The sequence below is a fragment of the Humitalea rosea genome (assembly GCF_003253705.1).
GTDB lineage: Bacteria > Pseudomonadota > Alphaproteobacteria > Acetobacterales > Acetobacteraceae > Humitalea > Humitalea rosea.
Map to the genome: position 1 here is coordinate 17,732 of NZ_QKYU01000012.1, position 18,374 is coordinate 36,105.

Sequence of the window (18,374 nt, forward strand, 5' to 3'; positions counted from 1 at the left end):
TTCAGCCCGTATGGCGCGCCGGGGCGCGCCATGGGCGAAGGGGGCCGGCGCTGAATGCCGCCGGCCCCAACGGATCACCGGAACGGCGGCGAGTATTGCAGCCCGCCCGGCGTGGTCCAAAGCGCATTCGGGCCGCGCTGGATGCCGATCGGGGTCAGGTTACGGGCGAAGACCTCGCCGTAGTTGCCCGTCGTCTTCAGCACCGACACGACCCAGTTCGGCTGAAGGCCGAGCATCTGCCCAAGCTCGCCGTTCTTGCCCAGCATGCGCTGGACCTCGGGGCGCGGATCGCTCGCCGCCGCCTGATCGACATTCGCGGCGGTCAGGCCGAATTCCTCGGCGCCGAGCAGGGCGAAATGCGTCCAGCGGACGATGTCGGCGAATCGCTGGTCGCCGTGGCGCACCAGGGGGCCAAGCGGCTCCTTGCTGATGACGTCGGGCAGGATGACGTGGTCGGCCGGGCGCGGCTGCACCGCGCGCGTGGCCGCGAGGCCCGAGACGTCGGTGGTGTAGGCGTCGCAGCGGTTGGAGGTATAGGCGCCGACGACTTCCTCGATGCGCTCGATGACCACCGGGCGGAATTCGATCCGGTTCGACCGGGCCCAGTCCGTGAGGTTCTGTTCCGTCGTCGTGCCCGGCTGCACGCAGATGGTGGCGCCGTTGAGTTCACGGGCGGAGGTGAGGCCGAGGCTCGCCTTCACCATGAAGCCCTGGCCGTCATAGAAGGTGATGCCGGCGAAATCGAAGCCGAGCGAGGTGTCGCGCGACAGGGTCCAGGTGGTGTTGCGCACCAGCACATCGACTTCACCCGACTGCAGCGCCGTGAAGCGGCTCTGCGCCGTCAACGGCACGTAGCGGACCTTGGTCCCGTCGCCGAGGATCGCGGCGGCAATGGCGCGGCAATAATCGACGTCGAAGCCGCGCCAGACACCTTGGCTATCCGGCTGCGCGAAGCCGGCGAGGCCGGTGTTCACGCCACAGATCAGGTTCCCGCGGGAGCGGATGGTGTCGAGCATCGAGGTTGGCGTCTGCGCCTGGACCGGCGCGGACAGCGCGAGGCCGCCGAGGAGGACGGCGGCACCAACCGCCTTGGAAAGATGGCGCAGGGGCATAATAATGTGATCTCCCGATTTTGTTCTGATGCCCGGCCCAAAGCACTGGCCGGACGCCTTCCGTTGCCCATGCTGCGCCATGACTTCGCCACAATCAACTTTGCTCTCAGGTTAGCAACGGTTGCCCTTGCCGCTCCACCTCTGTGCAAGAAGTCCTAGCAATCCTTGGGCCAGGGCGCCTCTTCCCGCCCCGGCGGGGGGATGCGACACCTTGCGGATGATCATGCTCGATGCCGAAGCGGTCGCCGCCCGCCTGCCCTGGGACGCGCTGGAACAGGCCCTGCGCGCCATGTTCCTGGACGGTTGTTCCGCCCCCCTGCGCCACCGCCACGGGCTGGCCGATGGCACCCTGCTGCTGATGCCGGCCTGGACCGCGGGCGGGCATACCGGGGTGAAGATCGTCCATGTCATGCCGGGCAATACCGCGCTGCGGCTGCCCTCCGTCCATGCTGCCTATCTGCTCAGCGACGGCAACACCGGCCAGCCTTTGGCGATGCTGGACGGCGGGGCGCTGACCGACCGGCGCACGGCGGGCGCCAGCGTGCTGGCCGCGGGCTACCTGGCCCGGCCGGACAGCCGCCGCCTGCTCATCCTGGGCGCGGGGCGCGTCGCCCATGCCCTGGCCGAAGCCTATGCCCACCGCTTCGACCTCACCGACATCGCCTTGTGGTCCCCGAGCGGGACCAGCGCGCGCCGCCTCGCCGCCAGCCTCGCGGCCACGGGGCTGCCGGCGCGGGCGGTCGCCTCCTCCGACCCCACGGGCCACGACATCGTTGCGGCGGCGACCCTGTCGACCACGCCGCTCATCACGGCCGATGCGGTCGCGCCCGGCACCCATATCGATCTGATCGGCGCCTTCCGCCCCGACATGCGCGAGGCCGATGCAGCCCTGCTCGCCCGCGCGACCCTGGTCGTGGACACCCGCGCCGGTGCCATGGCCGAGGCCGGCGACATCCTCCAGGCGATCGCGGAGGGCGCGATCACCGCGGCGCATGTGGTCGCCGAACTGGCGGACCTCTGCCGCGCCACCCATCCCGGCCGGCGGACTGCCCAGGAGATCACCATCTTCAAATCGGTGGGCTGGGCCGGGGAGGATCTGGCCGCGGCCATCCTGGCGGTCACGCCTGTGGACAAGTCTGTGGGCGAGGTGTGAACCCGGCTTTGGCTGAATCTAAGAGACGATCCCTAATTCATTGATCCACAACGCTTAAAGCGTCGCCTTTTTATGTGGATGTTCGCTTGTCGCCCCTGTGGGTTTCCACAGGTGGCAGCTGTGCGGCAAAGCAAGGCAGACCGGAGCGCCGCTGCCGATTTCCGCGCCAGCGCAGGCCCACCACATTCCGTCATCGAACGTAAACCTGATTGTCACACCGACATCACTGGCCGCAGGCTAGGCCTCGCGTGGCCGATCGCGGCCCCATCGCCGAGGAACGACCCGATGCTCCGCCGAATCGCCATCGCCACCCTGCTGGCCTTGTCCCTTCCTGCCCTGGCCCAGGCCCAGAGCCGCACCCGCCTCACCGTCTATACCGCGCTCGAAAACGAGCAGCTGGGGCCGTTGAAGGCGCTGGCCGAAGCCGCGGTGCCGAGCATCGAGATCGCCTGGGTGCGGGATTCCACCGGCGTCATCACCGCGCGCCTGCTGGCCGAGCGGGCCAATCCGCGGGCGGATGTGATCTGGGGCGTCTCGGTCTATTCGCTGTTGCAGATGGAAGGGTTCGACATGCTCGAACCCTATACGCCGCCGGGTGCTAGCGCCCTGCGCCCGAACATGCGCAGCGACCGCAGCCCGATGACCTGGACCGGCATGGATGCCTTCGTCTCCGCCATCTGCTTCAACACGGTGGTGGCGCAGCAGCGCAACCTGCCGCGGCCCTCGACCTGGGCGGATCTGCTGAACCCGGCCTACCAGGGCCAGATCGTGATGCCGAACCCGGCCAGCAGCGGCACCGGCTTCCTGACCATCGCCGGCTGGATGGGCGGCATGGGGGAGGCCCCGGCCTGGGACTACATGACGCGGCTGCACAACAACATCCAGGTCTATACCCATAGCGGCAGCGCGCCCTGCAACAATGCCGCGCGCGGCGAATACGGCGTCGGCCTGTCCTTCGACATGCGGGCCGTGACCCTGAAGAACCAGGGCGCGCCGATCGAGATCATCGTGCCGACCGACGGCGTCGGCTACGACCTCGAAGCCACCGCCATCCACCACGGCACCGCGCATCTGGACGCCGCCAAGGCCCTGGTCAACTGGGCCGTCTCCCGCCCCGCGATGGAGGCCTATGGCCGCTGGTACGCGCTGCTGGCGCTGCCGGGGGTGACCCCGGTCGTGCAGAACTACCCGAGCGAATTCGCCGAACGCCTGGTCGCGGCCGATTTCCGCGCCGTCGCCACGCAGCGCGACCGTATCCTGCGCGAATGGACCAGCCGCTTCGACGGCAAATCCGCGCCACGGTAATGGTAGGCTCGGGCGCCACCGCAACCCTCGCCGCGGGGCAGGCGCCGCCGATCACCGGCACGCCCTATCTCGTGGTCGAGCATGTGGCGAAGCGCTTCGGCAGCTTCGCCGCCCTGCGCGACGTCTCGCTGACGGTCGAGGCCGGGGAGTTCGTGTGCTTCCTCGGCCCCTCCGGCTGCGGCAAGACCACGCTGCTGCGCGCCATCGCCGGGCTCGATCCGGCCAGCGAAGGCCGCATCACCCAGGGCGGGCGGGACATCACCGGCCTGCCGCCCTCGGCGCGGGATTTCGGGATCGTCTTCCAGTCCTATGCGCTGTTCCCGAACCTCTCGGTCACCGACAACGTCGGCTACGGGCTGCGCGGCGCGCTCTGGCCGAAGGCGCGGCGGCGGGACCGGGTGGCGGAGCTGCTGTCGCTGGTGGGGTTGACCGACCACGCCCGCAAATATCCCTCGCAGCTTTCGGGCGGGCAGCAGCAGCGGGTCGCTTTGGCCCGCGCGCTGGCGCCGGAACCCGGGCTGCTGTTGCTGGACGAGCCGCTCTCGGCGCTGGATGCCCAGGTGCGCCACCATCTGCGCGGGGAGATCCGCGCGCTGCAACGCCGCCTGGGCGTGACCACGATCATGGTCACCCATGACCAGGAGGAGGCGATGGCGATCGCCGACCGCATCGTCGTCATGAACAACGGGCTGATCGAGCAGGTCGGCACGCCGGAGGCGGTGTATCGCCGCCCCGCCTCCGCCTTCGTCGCCGGCTTCGTCGGCCGCAGCAGCCAGTTCGACGCGGTGATGGAGGAGCGCGGCCTGCGGACCGCCGACGGTCATCTGCTGCCCACCCCGATCCTGGCACCGGTCGGCACCACGCTGCGCGTCTTCGTCCGGCCGGAGGATGTGCGGCTCTCCGCCGCGACCGGCACGGGGCTTTCGGCCCAGGTGACGGCGCTGGAATACCTCGGCCCGGTCTGCCGGCTGGCGCTGGAGGATGGCCGGCTGCGGCTGGAGGCCGAGGCCAGCCCCGACGAGATACGCGACATCGGCGCGCAGCCGATGGTGCGGCTCGGCGTCAGCCTGCCGCCGTCGCGGCTGCTGTTGTTCTCCTCCGATGCCTGAAGGCATGGCGGCGGTGGCGATGCCCGCGGCCGCGCGCCCCGTCACCCGGGTCCGGCGGCGGCTGTCGGGCGATCAGATCGCGATGCGCTGGACCTTGGTGCTGGCGGGGCTGGCACTGGTGGTGGTGCTCGCCGCCCCGATGGCGATGCTGCTGAGCCGGGCCTTCGAGGATGCATCCGGCGCCTGGGTCGGCCTCGCCAATTTCGCGACCTATGCGACCACGCCGACGCTTGCGGCCTCGGCCTGGCACAGCGTCTGGACGGCGGCGGTCACCGCCATCGTGGTGGTGCCGCTGGCCTTCACCTTCGCCTATGGGCTGACGCGCAGCCGCATCCCCGGGCGGGGCCTGTTCCGCGCGGTGATGATGGTGCCGATCCTCGCCCCCTCGCTGTTGCCTGCGCTGTCGCTGATCATGCTGTTCGGCAACCAGGGGCTGCTGAAATCCTGGCTGTTCGGCGGCTCCATCTACGGCCCGCCGGGGATCATCGCCGCACAGATCTTCGCCTGCTTCCCGCATGCGACCATCATCCTCGCGGTCGCGCTCACCACCGCCGATGCGCGGCTGTACGAGGCAGCCGACGTGCTGCGCGCCGGGCGCATCCGCACCTTCCTGACCGTGACCCTGCCGGGGGCGGCCTATGGGCTGGTTTCGGCCGGGGTGGTCGTCTTCACGCTGGTGGTCACCGATTTCGGCATTCCGAAGGTGATCGGCGGCTCGTTCAACGTGCTGGCGACCGATGTCTACAAGCAGGTGGTCGGGCAGCATAACTTCAACATGGGGGCCGTGGTCGGCATCGTGCTGCTGATCCCGGCGGTGGCCGGCTTCTGGCTGGAACGCTGGGCGCGCAAGCGCCGGGCCGCGACCATCTCCGGCCGCGCCGTGACCTATGTGCCGAAACCCCGGCTGGCGCGGGACCTGCCGCTGCTGCTGTTCTGCACCGGCATCGCCGCCGTGCTGGTCGGCATCGTCGCCATCGCCTTCTGGTCCAGCCTGATCCGCTTCTGGCCCTGGAACCTGTCGCTGACCTGGGACAACTACGAGTTCGGGCGGTTCGACACGGCGGGCTGGGGCTCGGTGCTGACCTCGCTGCAAATGGCGGCCTGGGCCGCGGCACTCGGCACGCCGGTGATCTTCGTCACCGCCTGGCTGGTCGAGCGCACCCCGGCCGCGGGATTCTTGCGCGGGACTGTTGGGTTTTTGGCGACCGCGCCATTGGCGATCCCGGGGCTGGTGTTGGGGCTCGCCTATATCCTGTTCTTCAACCACCCCTCGAACCCGCTGAACCTGTTCTATGGCGGCATGGCGATCCTGGCGCTGAACAGCGTCGTGCATTTCTGGACGGTTGGGCACCTGACCGCGACCACCGCGCTGCGCCAGTTGGACCCGGAGTTCGAGGCCGCCTCGGCCAGCCTCAAGGTGCCGGTCTGGAGCACCTTCGCCCGCGTCACCGTGCCGATCTGCCTCCCGGCGGGGCTGGAGATCGCGGCCTATATCTTCGTCAATGCGATGACGACGGTGAGTGCGGTGATCTTCCTCTATGGCGCCGACTACAAACCCGCCGCCGTCGCCGCCGTGCAGATGGAGGAATCCGGCCAGACCAGTGCGGCCGCCGGCATGGCCTGCGTCATCCTCGCGGTGGCGCTGGCGGTCAAGACCGTGCAGGTCGTGGTCTCCGCCATTCTCGACCGGACGACCCAGGCCTGGCGCCGCAGATAGGCGCGCAACCGATTTGATCCGCTGGCGTTCTCCGCAAGAGGCGCGCAACGGTGCCGCCGTTGCTGGGAGTAAAGTTATGAATGGCATCATCTACATCGTGGGTCTCGTCGTCGTCGTCGTCGCGGTGCTGAGCTTCTTCGGCCTGCGCTGAGCGCGACCGCCCCCTCGACGTGCCGCCCCGGCTGCGGCACGAGACGGGGATGAGCGACGCCGCCGACCAAGCCCTTTCCGACCAGTATGAGGCCTACCCCTACCCTGCCCGCGATCCGCGGGACGAGGCCAAGCGGCTTGTGGTGGGCAGCCCCTCGCATCTGGCCGAGGTCGATCACTGGATTTTCGGGGCACGGCGCCCCGCCGCGGCCCCGTTGCGCGCCCTGATGGCGGGCGGCGGGTCGGGCGATGGCACGCTGATGCTGGCCCAGCATCTTGCCTCCCGTGGCCGGCCCGGCGAGGTGACGTGGCTCGACCGTTCGTCAGCCGCGCGGCGCGTGGCGGAGGCCCGGGCGAAGCTCCGGGGGCTGGAGAATATCCGCTTCGTCGCGGGATCGCTGCTGGATCTGCCGGAGCTTGGCCTCGGCGCCTTCGACTACATCGATTGCTGCGGCGTGCTGCATCATCTGCCCGACCCGGCGGCCGGGCTGCGCAGCCTCGCCGGCGCCCTGGCGCCCGGCGGTGGCATCGGGCTGATGGTCTATGCGCCGCATGGGCGCACCGGCGTCTATATGCTGCAGGATGCGTTGCGCCTGCTGGCCCCGCCCGAGGAGAGCCCCGCGAGCCGCGTGGACATCGCCCGCCGGGTCTGGAAGCATCTGCCCGAAACCGCCTGGCTGCGGCACAATCCCCTGATCGACGATCATCTGAAGGGCGGCGATGCCGGTCTGTATGACCTGCTGCTGAACCCGCGCGACCGGGCCTTCACCGTGCCCCAGCTCGCGGCGCTGATCGAGGGCGCGGGGCTGCGCCTGCGCTGCCTGGTCGAACCCCTGCGCTACGACCCCGACACCTGGCTGCCCGACCCCCGCCTGCGCGAACGCAGCCAGGGGCTGGGGCTGGTCGAGCGCGCGGCGCTGGCCGAGGCGTTGACCGGCAACATGGGCATCCACATCGCCTATTGCGTCCGCGCCGAGGACCCGGTGGCCGAGGCCGACTGGACCGACCCCGAGGCCATCCCGCTGCTGCGCGAACTCGATGGCCCCACGCTGGCGCGCGGCCTGCCGGGGAATGACGTGCTGACGATCACCTTCGACGGGCTGCGCGTGCCGGTGGCGCTGCCCCGGCTCAGCCGGGCGATCCTGGCACGGGTGGATGGGCGCCGGCGCATCGGCGAGATCGCGGATGAGCTGGCGGCGACGGGAACGTCGCGCGAGGTCTTCGGGCGGGAGTTCGCGCAGCTTGCGCGGCAGTTGGAACGGCTGAACCGGCTGTTGCTGGCCGCGCGGTAATCGGCGCCCGGCAGGCTGCCGGGAAGAAAGGACCGAGGGGCGTCGCCCCAGCGGAAGCCTGATATTTCCTGGCCGGAGGGCGCGGGAGGGCGACGCCCTCCCGCTTCTACCGTCACAAGGCGCTTTTCAGCGGCCTGCTAGCGCTCGATTTCCTCGGCCGCGATGCCGAAGGCGGCGAGCCCTTCGCCCAGCAGATCGCCAAGCATGTCCATGGTCAGCAAATAGGTCGCGGTATCCTTCCCGGCACCGCGTTCGGCGGCAACCTTCAGGGCCTCTTCCCACTCCTCGGCCTCATAATCGCCGCGCCCAACCCAGGCGAGAGCGATCAGCGCCGTCTGCTCTTCTTCGTTCAACTCGGAGATGAAGGCGGAGAGGCTTTCCTCGTCCAGTTCCGCATCGCTGCCATCGGGCTCGTCGGCGTCCTCATCGGCGTCCGTCTCGTCCTCTTCCTGGATGGCATGCGCATGGTCGATGACAATCGCCACCGTCTCCAGGCTTACGCGAAGGTCGAATTCCTCATCTTCGGGGTCAACGGCCATGGTGAGCTCCTAACAAGAACGGGGCATGAAACCACCCAAGCCCGGCAGCGCTATCGCATTGGTGTTCACCCCCCGGCAAGGGTCTGGGTGCATGATGAACGCGCGGACCAGGAGGTCGGCGATGATGCGAAACGACGAAAGAGGGATGGCGCGGCGATGGCTCGGCGGCGGCTTGGTCGCTGTCGTGCTCGGCATTGCCGCGACCTGCGTGCCCTCCGCCCTCCCCGCCGCCGCCGGGGATGATCGCGGCGCGGCCCGCGTGATCCTTGCCGCCGGCAGGGGTGCGGCGCCGGCGCCGGACGCCATGGCCGACGATGTCTGCGACACACCCGGGCCCAGGCCCATGCATCATGTAGCCTTCAACCTCAGCGAGCCTGAGGATCCCGACGCGGTCGCCTCGCTCCAGCGGGCCCTTCAACTCTGCGTGCGGTCAGCCCCGCGCCCTGGCGCGCCGGAAGTGCGCGGCCCGATCCGCCGCGGATAGCCCTTCGCGGTCAGTACATGACGATCGGCGACAGCGAATAGCGCGCCGCGATGCGGGCGAGCGTGCCATCCATCTTCGCCGCGGTCAGGAAGGTGTTCACCTCATCCAGCCAGGCGCGTTCCTGCCGCGCCACGGCATAGGCGTAGAGCGTGTCCCCGAACCGGCCCGGCGGGCTCAGCACCCGGGCCCAGGCGTGGGTCTCCGTCATCCGCCGCGTATAGGGGTAGTCGGACATGAAGGCGTCGGCCCGGCCGGAGAGCACCTCCGCCTCACGCGTCGCGGGCTGGCGCACCACCAGCAGCTCCGCCGCCGTCAGCGTGTCGCGCATCAGGCTTTCCATGAAGGTCCCGGCCGCCACCGCCACCACATTGCCCGCACGGTCGAGGTCGGCCCAGGCGCCCACGCGGGGATTCTCCCGCGTCGTCACCGCATAAACGGCGCTGGAGAGGTAGGGCTTGCTGAAGGCCATCTGCCGCGCACGGTCCGCCGTGACGCCGACACCCATCATCGCGATGTCGCAGTCGCCCTTCTCGAGCCGATCCGCGAATTCGACGAAATTCGTCTCCACGAAGCGCAGCGGCGTCCCCAACCGCGCGGCAAAGGCCTGCGCCATCTCGACATCGAGCCCCTCCAGATCGCCGCTCCGGGGGTTCCGCCATGAGATGGCGTAATATTCCGGCCAGATACAGACCAGCAGCGCCCCCCTCTGGCGGATCAGCGTCAGCCGCTCGGGCGCGGGCGTGGGGGGCAGTGCTGCGGGTGCGGCCGGGGGCGCGGGCGCAAAGGGGGCGGGGGCGGGGCTGCCGCCCCCCTGCGCCATCGCCTCCGGTGGCGATGATATGCCGAATGCCCCTATCAGGATCAGGGCGCCTGCTGCGATAAGCGTCGCAATGTTCGGCCGCATCAGCCAGTCCTCCACCCGGATTCGCCGTTTCTTCGGCCTACGCCCGGCCCCAAGCCGGCCGCGGGAGCCGAAGCCCTGGCTGCTGTTCGCCGCGGCAGCCTTTGTCGTGGGTATCAGCCTCGCGGCTATCTACGGCGTTTTGACCCATCGCGGCCAGCAGGACGCTCTTGTTGAGGCCGAGCGCCTGACCCAGGGCGTCGCGGCGAGCCTTGCCGACCAGCTTGGCCGCGCGAGCCAGACGGTCGAGGTGGTGCTGACCGAGCTTTCGGATCGCGCCGCCGAACATGACCCGGTCGAGGTCGCCCGGGCGATGGGCCAGCGGATGCGCGCGGTGCCGCAGCTGCGCGCCGCCTTCCTGGCCAACAGCGACGGCATCGTCACCGCCTCGACCGAGGACCGCCTGCGCCAGTGGAACATCTCGGACCGTGAATGGTTCCGCGTGATGCGGCTCGGGCTTTCGACGGTGCGGCTCGGCGCACCGGAGCCCGCGCGCTACCTCGCAACCAACCCCAACCGCCCGGTGTCGCAGACGCGTATCTGGTCGATCCCGCTGGTCCGCGCCATCCGCAGCCCGCGCGGCGAGTTCAACGGCGTCGCGGTGGCGCTGTTGAACCCCGATGATCTGGTCGCCATCGCGCGGCAGGCGGCGGATGCCTATGGCGTCACCATCCGCATCTCCTCGATCAACGGGCTGCTGCTCGCGCGATCCGATCGCAGCGTCGAGGGGATCGGCGAGCTGCGTGCCTCCGCCTGGCCCTTCCGTGAATTCCTGCCGCGCCGGGAGTCCGGCACCTGGTCCGGCCGAGACCAGGATGGGCAGGATGTCGTCGCCTCCTTCAACATGACCCGCCAGGGGCTGTTCCTGGTCGAGGTCGCACGCTCCCGCGCCGCCGCCGTCGCCACCGCCAATGAGCTCGGCCGGTTCCTGCTGGCCGGCTCCTCCATCGCCGCCTCCATCATCCTCGCCTCGCTCTGGCTGATGTTCCGCCAGGCGCAGGAGATGAAGACCCAAGGCCTCGTTCTGGTGCAAAGCGAGCAGGCCGCCCGCGCCGCGACCCGCGCCAAGGAGGAATTCCTGGCCGCGATGAGCCATGAGATCCGCACCCCGATGAACGGGGTGATGGGCATGACCGGATTGCTGCTCGACACCCAGCTGGAGCCGCTGCAACGACGCTATGCCGAGACCATCGGCAGCAGCGCCGAGCATCTGCTGATGGTGCTGAACGACATCCTCGACTTCTCCAAGCTGGAGGCCGGGATGATCGAGCATGAGGCGATCCCCTTCGCGATCGAGGCGGAGATGGCGACGATCGTCGAGCTCTTCGCCCCCAAGGCCGCGGCCCGCGGCGTCGAGCTGGTGGTGGCGCTGGATCAGGCGCTGCCACCGCGGCTGGTGGGCGACCCCGGGCGGTTCCGCCAGATCGTCTTCAACCTCATCGGCAATGCCATCAAATTCACCGAAAGCGGCTGGATCGAGGTCGCGCTCAGCGCCGATCCGGTCGCTGACCGCGCCGGCCAGTGGTCGCTGCGCTGCACCGTCAGCGACACCGGGATCGGCATCCGGATGGAGCAGGTGCCGCTGCTGTTCGACCGCTTCACCCAGGCCGATGCGTCGATCACCCGCAAATACGGCGGCACCGGGCTCGGGTTGGCCATCTGCAAGCGACTGGCGGAGCAGATGGGCGGCACCATCGATGCCATGCCCCGCGCGGGTGGCGGCAGCGTCTTCACCTTCAACATCCTGGTCGGGCGCGCCCCGGACACGGCGCCGCCGGCGATGGGGCTGGATGGGCGGCGAATCCTCATCGTCGACGACCTGGAGATCAACCGCGAGATCATGATGCGCCAGATCGCCGCCATGGGGGCGCGGCCGAGCGTCGCCGCCGATGCGGCGCAGGCGATGGCCGCGCTGCGGACGGCGGCCCAGGAGGACGCGCCCTTCGCCGCGGTGGTGCTGGATGGGCAGATGCCCGGGGTGGATGGGCAGGAGCTTGCCCGCCACATCCGCGCCGAGCCCAGGATCGGCACCCCGGCCCTGGTGCTCTGCTCCTCCGGCATCGGCGTGACGCGGGAGATGAGCCAGTCGGGGCTGGTCGATGCCGTGCTGCTGAAGCCGGCCCTGCCGACGCGCCTGCGCGATTCGCTGCTGCATGCGCTGCGGCTGGTGGAGCCGCCGCCGAGCGAGCGCAACCACGCGCCCGAGCCCGACGCCAATGCCCCGCCGCGCATGCGTATCCTGCTGGTCGAGGACAATGCGACCAACCAGCTGGTGATGAAGACCATCCTCGCCCGCGCGCATTGCCATGTGGATGTGGCCTCCGACGGGGCGGAGGGCGTCGCCCAGGCCCGGCGGCTGCCCTATGACGCGATCCTGATGGACCTGCAGATGCCGGTCATGGACGGGCTGGAAGCCACGCGCGAAATCCGCCGTGGCGCCGGCCCGAACCGCCGCACCCGCATCGTCGGGCTGACCGCCAATGTCGGCGCCGAATACGAGCGCCAGTGCAAGGAGGCGGGCATGGATGACTACATGGCCAAGCCGGTGCAGCGCCCGGCGCTGTTGATCATGCTCGGCCTCGCACCCGGGGTCCATGCCGCCCAATAATTGGGCAGATCACGCGCCAGGGGCCGCATTGGCCCAAGGGTTTCGCTGGCATGGGCCGGAGGGCGCGCTATCCTTCCGGGCTTCCGCGCCGGAGGCCGCCGTCCATGCCCGCCCCCGCCCCCAGGGCGCCTCTGCCGCGCGAGATGATGCATCTTGCCGCCCGTTCGGATGCGCCGGGGCTGTGGCGGCTCGGGTTCCATCTTGCTGCCCTCGGGGCCGCGGGCTGGCTGGTCGCAATGGCGCCGTGGTGGGCGGTGCCGCCAGCGATCCTGCTGCTCGGCACCGTCATGGCGACGCTCTTCGCGCCGATGCATGAGACGGTGCACCACACCGCCTTCCGCAGCCGCTGGCTGAATGCCGCGGTCGGCTGGGTCGCGGCGGCGCCGGGGCTGTATGACTGGCATTTCTACCGCGCCTTCCATTTGGCCCACCACCGCCACACCCAGGACCCGGAACATGACCCCGAGCTGATCTCAGGCGGGCCGCCCGGGGAGATGCGGGCCTATGTGCTGCGCCTCCTCGGCCTGCCCTATTGGCGGTTCCGCTTCCGGCTGATCGCGGATGCCTGGGCCGGCGACATGTCCGCCTACCCCTATATCCATCCCGATGCGGCGCCCCGCGTCATCGCCAGCATCCGGGCCATGAGCCTGGTGGTGGGCGGGGGCTGCCACCTCGCCGCGCTGGCCTTCGGCTGGCAGGCGCCGCTGCTGTTCTATGTGCTGCCGGCGCTGGCCGGGCAGCCGGTGCTGCGCGCCTATCTGCTGACCGAGCACACCGGCTGCTCGCAGGACCGCAACGGGCTGACCAATACCCGGACGATGCTGACCTCGGCCCCGGTGCGGCTGCTGATGTGGGACATGCCCTTCCACGCCGAGCACCACCTCTACCCCTTCATCCCCTTCCACCGCCTGGCGGCGGCGCATGCGCTGCTGCGGGGCAAGTTCGCGCATGTGGGCGATGGCTATGTGCGCTGGCACCTGCGCTTCCTGCGGGCCCTGCGCGCCGGTTGATCCGGCGGGCTTGCGCGGCGGGGCCGCCGGGGGCGAGGCTGGACCGTCTTCAGGAGGCGTGTGGAATGTGGGGCAGGCTGATCCTGGTGGTCTCGGGGGCGATCGCGGCACTGTTTGTCTCGCGGGACGCCGATAATTTCCTGGTGATCAGCGCCATGGTCGGGGTCGTGCTGATCGCGGCCGTGGTGCTGATCCTGGCCCTGGCGCGACGGAAGTAGCATGGACGACATGGATTGGCCGCGCGCGACCGGCAGCCTCGACCTCGGTGACCTGCCGCTGCGCGGGGGCGGCGTGCTGCGGGATGCGCGCCTTGCCTGGCGCAGCCATGGCCGGCTGAACGCCGCGCGGGACAATGTGGTGCTCTACCCCACCTCCTATTCCGCGCATGGGGCGGATCTGGAGTGGCTGATCGGGCCCGAGGGCGTGCTCGACCCCGGGCGCTGGTTCATCGTGATCCCTGAGATGTTCGGCAATGGGGTGTCCTCCTCGCCCTCCAACGCCGAAGGCTATCCGGCGCTGGTGACGGCCTGGGACAATGTCGCGGCCCAGGTGCTGCTGCTGCGGGAGGTCTGGGGCATCACCCGGCTGCATGCCGTCTATGGCTGGTCGATGGGCGCGCAGCAGGCCTACCACTGGGCGGCAGCCTATCCGGAGGCGGTGGCGCGCGCGGTGGTGGTCTGCGGCAGCGCGCGGACGGCGGTGCATAACCGCATCTTCCTCAAATCGCTGATGGCGGTGCTGGAGGCCGCGCCGGAATACGATGGCGCCGGCGGGTTCTCCACCCCCCCGCGCCTGGCGCTGCGCGCCTTCGGCCGCATCTATGCGACCATGGCGCTGTCGCAGGATTTCTATCGTGCCGGTCTGCATGGCGGCGGCGACCTCGACACCTACCTGCATGATGGCTGGGAGGCGCGCTACCACCAGCGCCACGCCGCCGATTTGCTGGCGCAGCTGCGCTGCTGGGAGGCGGGGGATATCGCGCCGGGCGGGGACCTGCCGGCGGCGCTTGCCGCCATCACCGCCCGGGTGCTGTTGATGCCGGGGGAGACGGATCTGTATTTCCGGGTCGCCGACAATGCCGCGGAACTCGCGCATCTGCGGGCGGGGCGGCTGGTGCCGATCCCCTCGATCTGGGGGCACCGGGCGGGGAATCCGGCGACCACCCCCCCGGATGCGGCATTCCTGCGCGCCATGGTCAGGGATTTTCTGCTGTGATCAGCTGAGTGCCTTCAGTTCAGCCCATAGATGAAATTTGGGAGGCTCCCACGACGGCAGCTCATGGCCATTTTGCCGGCGATAGGCAGACACGAATGACACGGCATCAGTGAATGGAAATGCAGATATCTGCTTTATGCTGAGGCGCCACCATTGAATATCCAGTAATTCATCCACGATTTCCTGTGGAAATCGCATTCGAATCAATTGTGCCGGAACACCACCGACAATTGAATAAGGTAAAACATCGCGTGTTACCACAGATCTCGCCGCAATAATCGATCCATGTCCGATCGTTATGCCTCTGGCCAGCCATACTTCCTCGCCAATCCAAACATCGTGGCCAATTGAAGGCTGCGCCTTATTGTTTAATTTTGCGGTTGGCAGATTTGCAAGCCCCTCATCCCGCATTACTTCTTTCATTTGATGAACATTGCGATCGTACGCGAACAATCCCGTACCAAGACTTTCTATGGGATGGGCAAATCCAGCAACGGTCACATTTTGTGCGATTGAACAGTAACGCCCAATCTGGACTCCTGGCAGAAACGGGCTATTCGAATAGCTATGGGCTTGCATTTCAAATATATTTGTTCGTATGTTATAAGTTATGTATGGTTCCAGCATCAATTTTTTAGGAACCACAATGTAATCATTTACTCTAATCCAGCCAAAATTATTACCGCGAGATGGCGCATTAAGCGACATGAATATTTTGTTATCAAAAAATATGTCGATTATTTTCTGGTTAATCAGAAAATTTTCTCTCTATACTGTGTGTTTCACTCATTTTTAGCTCCAGATCACGAAATATTGATATTACTACACAATAATTGCGCTGATCAAAGGCAACGTTCCACGATTTTTTCGGTAAAATTCCCACTCACCCCAGGATATATGCTACAGTATTGTCCAGCCATAATTTGCATTTCAGCCGCACGTATTGCTTGAACCACCATGATCTGACGAACGCCTGACGCATTTTGGCGGAGCGCCCGCTCCTTTGGAAGACATTTCGTAGTCAAAATGGTCCCGCAGGCCGGCTGGACCCCGAACCGGGATGCCTCCATCACCCAGCAGGCGTCACATCCGCCCCGAGCCCGGCCTCCACCGCCTCTCCAGACACCAAGGCGTCCGCCATGAAAACCTGCAAAGCCCCCGATCCCGACACGCTGACCCCGGCCTTCAGGCTGCCGCCCGGGTCCTGCGATTCGCATTGCCACGTATTCGGACCGGCCGATGTGTTCCCCTATGCGCCGGACCGCGCCTACACCCCGCCCGACGCGCCCTTCGAGGGCTTGCAGAAGCTGCACCGCATCCTCGGCATCGACCGCGCGGTGATCGTCCATGCCTCCTGCCACGGCACGGACATGACGGTGACGCTCGACGGGATCGCCCGCAGCGGCGGCACCATGCGCGGCGTCGCGGTGGTGGATGGCGATATCACCGCCGCCGAACTCCAGCGCCTGCACGCGGGCGGGATGCGCGGCGTGCGCTTCAACTTCGTGCGCCACCTGGGCGGCATGCCCGACATGGATGTGATGGACCGGGTGCTGGCGCTGGCCGAGCCGCTCGGCTGGCATGTCGTGCTGCATCTGGACGCGCAGGACATCGTGGATCTCGCCCCGCGCATCGAGCGCATCCGCGTGCCCTTCGTGATCGACCACATGGGCCGGGTCCAGGCCACCAAGGGGCTGGAGCAGGAGCCGTTCAAGCGCCTGCTCGGGCTGATGGAGAACCCCCTCGCCTGGGTGAAGATCTGCGGGTCGGAGCGGGTCTCGGCCGGGCGCGCGCCCTTCGAGGATGCGATCCCCTTCGCCCAGGCGCTGCTCGCCGCCGCCCCGGACCGCTGCCTCTGGGGCACCGACTGGCCGCATCCGAACATCGCCCATGACATGCCCAATGATGGCGCGCTGGTCGATCTGCTGGCCCGCTTCACCGATGACCAGGCGGTGCTGCACAAGGTGCTGGTGGAGAACCCGACCCGGCTCTACTGGCCCGAGACGCTGTAGCGGCCAGTGGCGGTTTGATCCGGGCGGGTTGCTTCCCGCCCCCCGGGGGGACATGTAGGGGCCAAGAAATCGCCCCTCACTTGTCGGATCGCCATCCCATGCTGCTCGACCCCAGCGCCTCCGCCGCGCCCGGCCCCGATCCCGTCAAGGACGGGGATCAGCGGACCTTCATGCAGGACGTCGTCCAGGCCAGCCAGGAGGTCCCCATCCTGGTGGATTTCTGGGCCACCTGGTGCGGCCCCTGCAAGGCCCTGACCCCGGCGCTGGAGAAGGCCACCCGCGCCTCCGGCGGCAAGGTCCGCCTGGTCAAGATCGACATCGACAAGAACCAGCAGCTGGTCCAGCAGCTCGCCCAGATGGGCCTGCCGCTGCAATCGGTGCCGACGGTCGTCGCCTTCTGGCAGGGCCAGATCCTGGACATGTTCCAGGGCGCGCTGCCGGAAAGCGAGGTGAAGAAGTTCATCGATGCGTTGCTGAAGGCGGCCGGCGGCGCCTCCCCCGCCGCCGACCTGCTGGCCGAGGCCAAGACCGCCATCGAGGCCGGCGATTTCCAAGGCGCCCTGGAATTCTACGGCGCCCTGGCCCAGGCCGAGCCCGAGAACCCCGAGGCCCTGGCCGGCGTCGCCCGCTGCCTGATGATGCTGGACGAGGAGGAGCAGGCGCTGGCCGTGCTCGACGCCGCACCGGAAAAGATCGCGACCCATGCGGACATCGCTTCGGTCCGCACGGCCATCGAGCTCGCCATCGTCGGCCGTGCCGCGCGGGAGAAAACCGCGGAATTCGAGGCCCGCCTCGCCGCCGATCCGAACGACCACGCGGCCCGCATCGACCTCGCCATCGCCCTGAATGCGATGGACCAGAGGGAAGCCGCGACAGATGCCCTGCTTGACGCCATGAAACGCGATAGCACCTGGGGTGAACAAGCCGCCCGCAAGCAGCTGCTGAAGTTCTTCGAAGCCTGGGGTTTCGACGATCCGGCGGCCAAGGCGGGGCGGCGCAAGCTTTCCGCGATCCTGTTCCGCTGACCAGCGGGGCGGCGTGGGCCGGGGATGAGACCGATCCCCGGCAGAGAGCCCGATCGAAGGGTGCCTGACCCATGCCGGCCTTTACCACGACCCTATCCGACCTGCCCGACGAGATCCCTGTCTTCCCGCTGACCGGGGCGCTGCTGCTGCCGCGGGGGCGGCTGCCGCTGAACATCTTCGAGCCGCGCTACCTCGCGATGATCGAGGATGCGCTCGGCGCCGGGCGGGTCATCGGGATGATCCAGCCGGATGGTTCGGGCCATCGCGGGCCGAACGGGCCCAGCCTGTATCGCGTCGGCTGCCTGGGCCGGATCTCCTCCTTCTCGGAAACCGAGGATGGGCGCTTCCTGGTGACGCTGACCGGCGTGCTGCGCTTCGCCCTCGCGGGGGAGAGGGAGATGCGCCTCGGCTATCGCCGGGTCCGCGCGGAGTATGCGGCCTATGCCGCGGATCTGGACGCCGAGCCGGCGGCCCCGCTCGACCGGCCGGCCTTGCTCGGCGCGCTGCGGCCCTTCTTCAAAGCGCGGCAGATCGACGCCAATTGGGATGCGATCGAACACACCGCCGATGCCACGCTGGTCACCACCCTGTGCATGGTCTGCCCCTTCGACCCGCGCGAGAAGCAGGCGCTGTTGGAAGCCCCTGCCCCCGCCGAGCGCGCGTCCATGCTAGTGGCCTTGTTGCAGATGGACGCGCATGGCGGGGCCGACCCGGAAAGCCGGCCAAGCTGACGATGGAGCAT

At 68.4% G+C, this 18,374-nt stretch carries 18 protein-coding genes; 14 read left to right on the plus strand and 4 right to left on the minus strand.

All coding sequences use genetic code 11. From position 1 onward, the window contains the following. Positions 1 to 74: 74 nt before the first annotated feature. Entirely contained in the window at positions 75 to 1,112 is a 1,038-nt protein-coding gene (locus C8P66_RS11600; protein ID WP_111398431.1) for an amino acid ABC transporter substrate-binding protein, read from the minus strand. Between the two features lie 217 nt (positions 1,113 to 1,329). On the opposite strand from C8P66_RS11600, the gene lhpI reads away from it, so the two are divergent. The 6 genes from lhpI (at position 1,330) to C8P66_RS11625 (ending at position 7,838) form a co-directional block, all read left to right on the plus strand. After that, positions 1,330 to 2,265: a bifunctional Delta(1)-pyrroline-2-carboxylate/Delta(1)-piperideine-2-carboxylate reductase gene (lhpI, locus tag C8P66_RS11605; RefSeq protein ID WP_111398432.1), complete on the plus strand. Its 936-nt coding sequence runs from the start codon at positions 1,330 to 1,332 to the stop codon at positions 2,263 to 2,265. Between the two features lie 285 nt (positions 2,266 to 2,550). After that, positions 2,551 to 3,570, plus strand: coding sequence for a putative 2-aminoethylphosphonate ABC transporter substrate-binding protein (locus tag C8P66_RS11610; RefSeq protein ID WP_111398433.1), 1,020 nt, complete (start codon positions 2,551 to 2,553; stop codon positions 3,568 to 3,570). Next, on the plus strand, positions 3,570 to 4,679 hold the full coding sequence (locus C8P66_RS11615; protein WP_111398434.1) for a putative 2-aminoethylphosphonate ABC transporter ATP-binding protein: 1,110 nt from the start codon (positions 3,570 to 3,572) through the stop codon (positions 4,677 to 4,679). The genes C8P66_RS11610 and C8P66_RS11615 overlap by 1 nt, the downstream gene beginning before the upstream one ends. Then, positions 4,672 to 6,396: a putative 2-aminoethylphosphonate ABC transporter permease subunit gene (locus C8P66_RS11620; protein ID WP_245903449.1), complete on the plus strand. Its 1,725-nt coding sequence runs from the start codon at positions 4,672 to 4,674 to the stop codon at positions 6,394 to 6,396. The genes C8P66_RS11615 and C8P66_RS11620 overlap by 8 nt, the downstream gene beginning before the upstream one ends. Before the next feature lie 13 nt (positions 6,397 to 6,409). Beyond that, complete coding sequence (locus tag C8P66_RS23860) at positions 6,410 to 6,547, plus strand: hypothetical protein (RefSeq protein ID WP_158537217.1); 138 nt, start codon at positions 6,410 to 6,412, stop codon at positions 6,545 to 6,547. A gap of 49 nt (positions 6,548 to 6,596) precedes the next feature. Beyond that, positions 6,597 to 7,838, plus strand: a complete 1,242-nt coding sequence (locus tag C8P66_RS11625) for a class I SAM-dependent methyltransferase (protein ID WP_111398552.1) — start codon at positions 6,597 to 6,599, stop codon at positions 7,836 to 7,838. A 137-nt stretch (positions 7,839 to 7,975) separates the two neighbouring features. Here C8P66_RS11625 and C8P66_RS11630 read toward each other — a convergent pair whose 3' ends face one another. After that, a complete protein-coding gene (locus C8P66_RS11630; RefSeq protein ID WP_111398436.1) occupies positions 7,976 to 8,377 on the minus strand; it encodes a DUF3775 domain-containing protein in 402 nt (133 codons plus the stop codon). Positions 8,378 to 8,498: 121 nt separating this feature from the next. Between C8P66_RS11630 and C8P66_RS11635 the strand changes: the two genes are divergently transcribed. Beyond that, positions 8,499 to 8,861 carry a hypothetical protein gene (locus C8P66_RS11635; RefSeq protein ID WP_146422824.1) on the plus strand — a complete coding sequence of 121 codons (363 nt, stop codon included), beginning with the start codon at positions 8,499 to 8,501 and terminating at the stop codon, positions 8,859 to 8,861. Positions 8,862 to 8,871: 10 nt separating this feature from the next. Here the strand turns inward: C8P66_RS11635 and C8P66_RS11640 are convergent, their stop codons facing one another. After that, positions 8,872 to 9,681, minus strand: a complete 810-nt coding sequence (locus tag C8P66_RS11640) for a substrate-binding periplasmic protein (RefSeq protein WP_158537218.1) — start codon at positions 9,679 to 9,681, stop codon at positions 8,872 to 8,874. Positions 9,682 to 9,751: 70 nt separating this feature from the next. Between C8P66_RS11640 and C8P66_RS11645 the strand changes: the two genes are divergently transcribed. From C8P66_RS11645 to C8P66_RS11655, 4 genes are all read left to right on the plus strand, one after another. Beyond that, entirely contained in the window at positions 9,752 to 12,370 is a 2,619-nt protein-coding gene (locus C8P66_RS11645; RefSeq protein ID WP_158537219.1) for a hybrid sensor histidine kinase/response regulator, read from the plus strand. Between the two features lie 143 nt (positions 12,371 to 12,513). Further along, a complete protein-coding gene (locus C8P66_RS11650) occupies positions 12,514 to 13,380 on the plus strand; it encodes a fatty acid desaturase (protein WP_158537220.1) in 867 nt (288 codons plus the stop codon). Between the two features lie 65 nt (positions 13,381 to 13,445). Further along, positions 13,446 to 13,598, plus strand: a complete 153-nt coding sequence (locus C8P66_RS23995; protein WP_170141573.1) for a hypothetical protein — start codon at positions 13,446 to 13,448, stop codon at positions 13,596 to 13,598. Position 13,599: 1 nt separating this feature from the next. Beyond that, positions 13,600 to 14,595, plus strand: a complete 996-nt coding sequence (locus tag C8P66_RS11655; RefSeq protein ID WP_211314122.1) for an alpha/beta fold hydrolase — start codon at positions 13,600 to 13,602, stop codon at positions 14,593 to 14,595. Here the strand turns inward: C8P66_RS11655 and C8P66_RS11660 are convergent, their stop codons facing one another. Further along, complete coding sequence (locus C8P66_RS11660) at positions 14,596 to 15,303, minus strand: CatB-related O-acetyltransferase (protein WP_111398441.1); 708 nt, start codon at positions 15,301 to 15,303, stop codon at positions 14,596 to 14,598. 431 nt (positions 15,304 to 15,734) lie between these two features. Here C8P66_RS11660 and C8P66_RS11665 point away from each other — a divergent pair, with 431 nt between their 5' ends. The 3 genes from C8P66_RS11665 (at position 15,735) to C8P66_RS11675 (ending at position 18,363) form a co-directional block, all read left to right on the plus strand. Then, complete coding sequence (locus C8P66_RS11665; RefSeq protein WP_111398442.1) at positions 15,735 to 16,607, plus strand: amidohydrolase family protein; 873 nt, start codon at positions 15,735 to 15,737, stop codon at positions 16,605 to 16,607. Positions 16,608 to 16,705: 98 nt separating this feature from the next. Then, positions 16,706 to 17,632, plus strand: coding sequence for a tetratricopeptide repeat protein (locus C8P66_RS11670; RefSeq protein WP_111398443.1), 927 nt, complete (start codon positions 16,706 to 16,708; stop codon positions 17,630 to 17,632). A 71-nt stretch (positions 17,633 to 17,703) separates the two neighbouring features. Further along, on the plus strand, positions 17,704 to 18,363 hold the full coding sequence (locus C8P66_RS11675; RefSeq protein ID WP_111398444.1) for an LON peptidase substrate-binding domain-containing protein: 660 nt from the start codon (positions 17,704 to 17,706) through the stop codon (positions 18,361 to 18,363). Positions 18,364 to 18,374 lie beyond the last annotated feature (11 nt).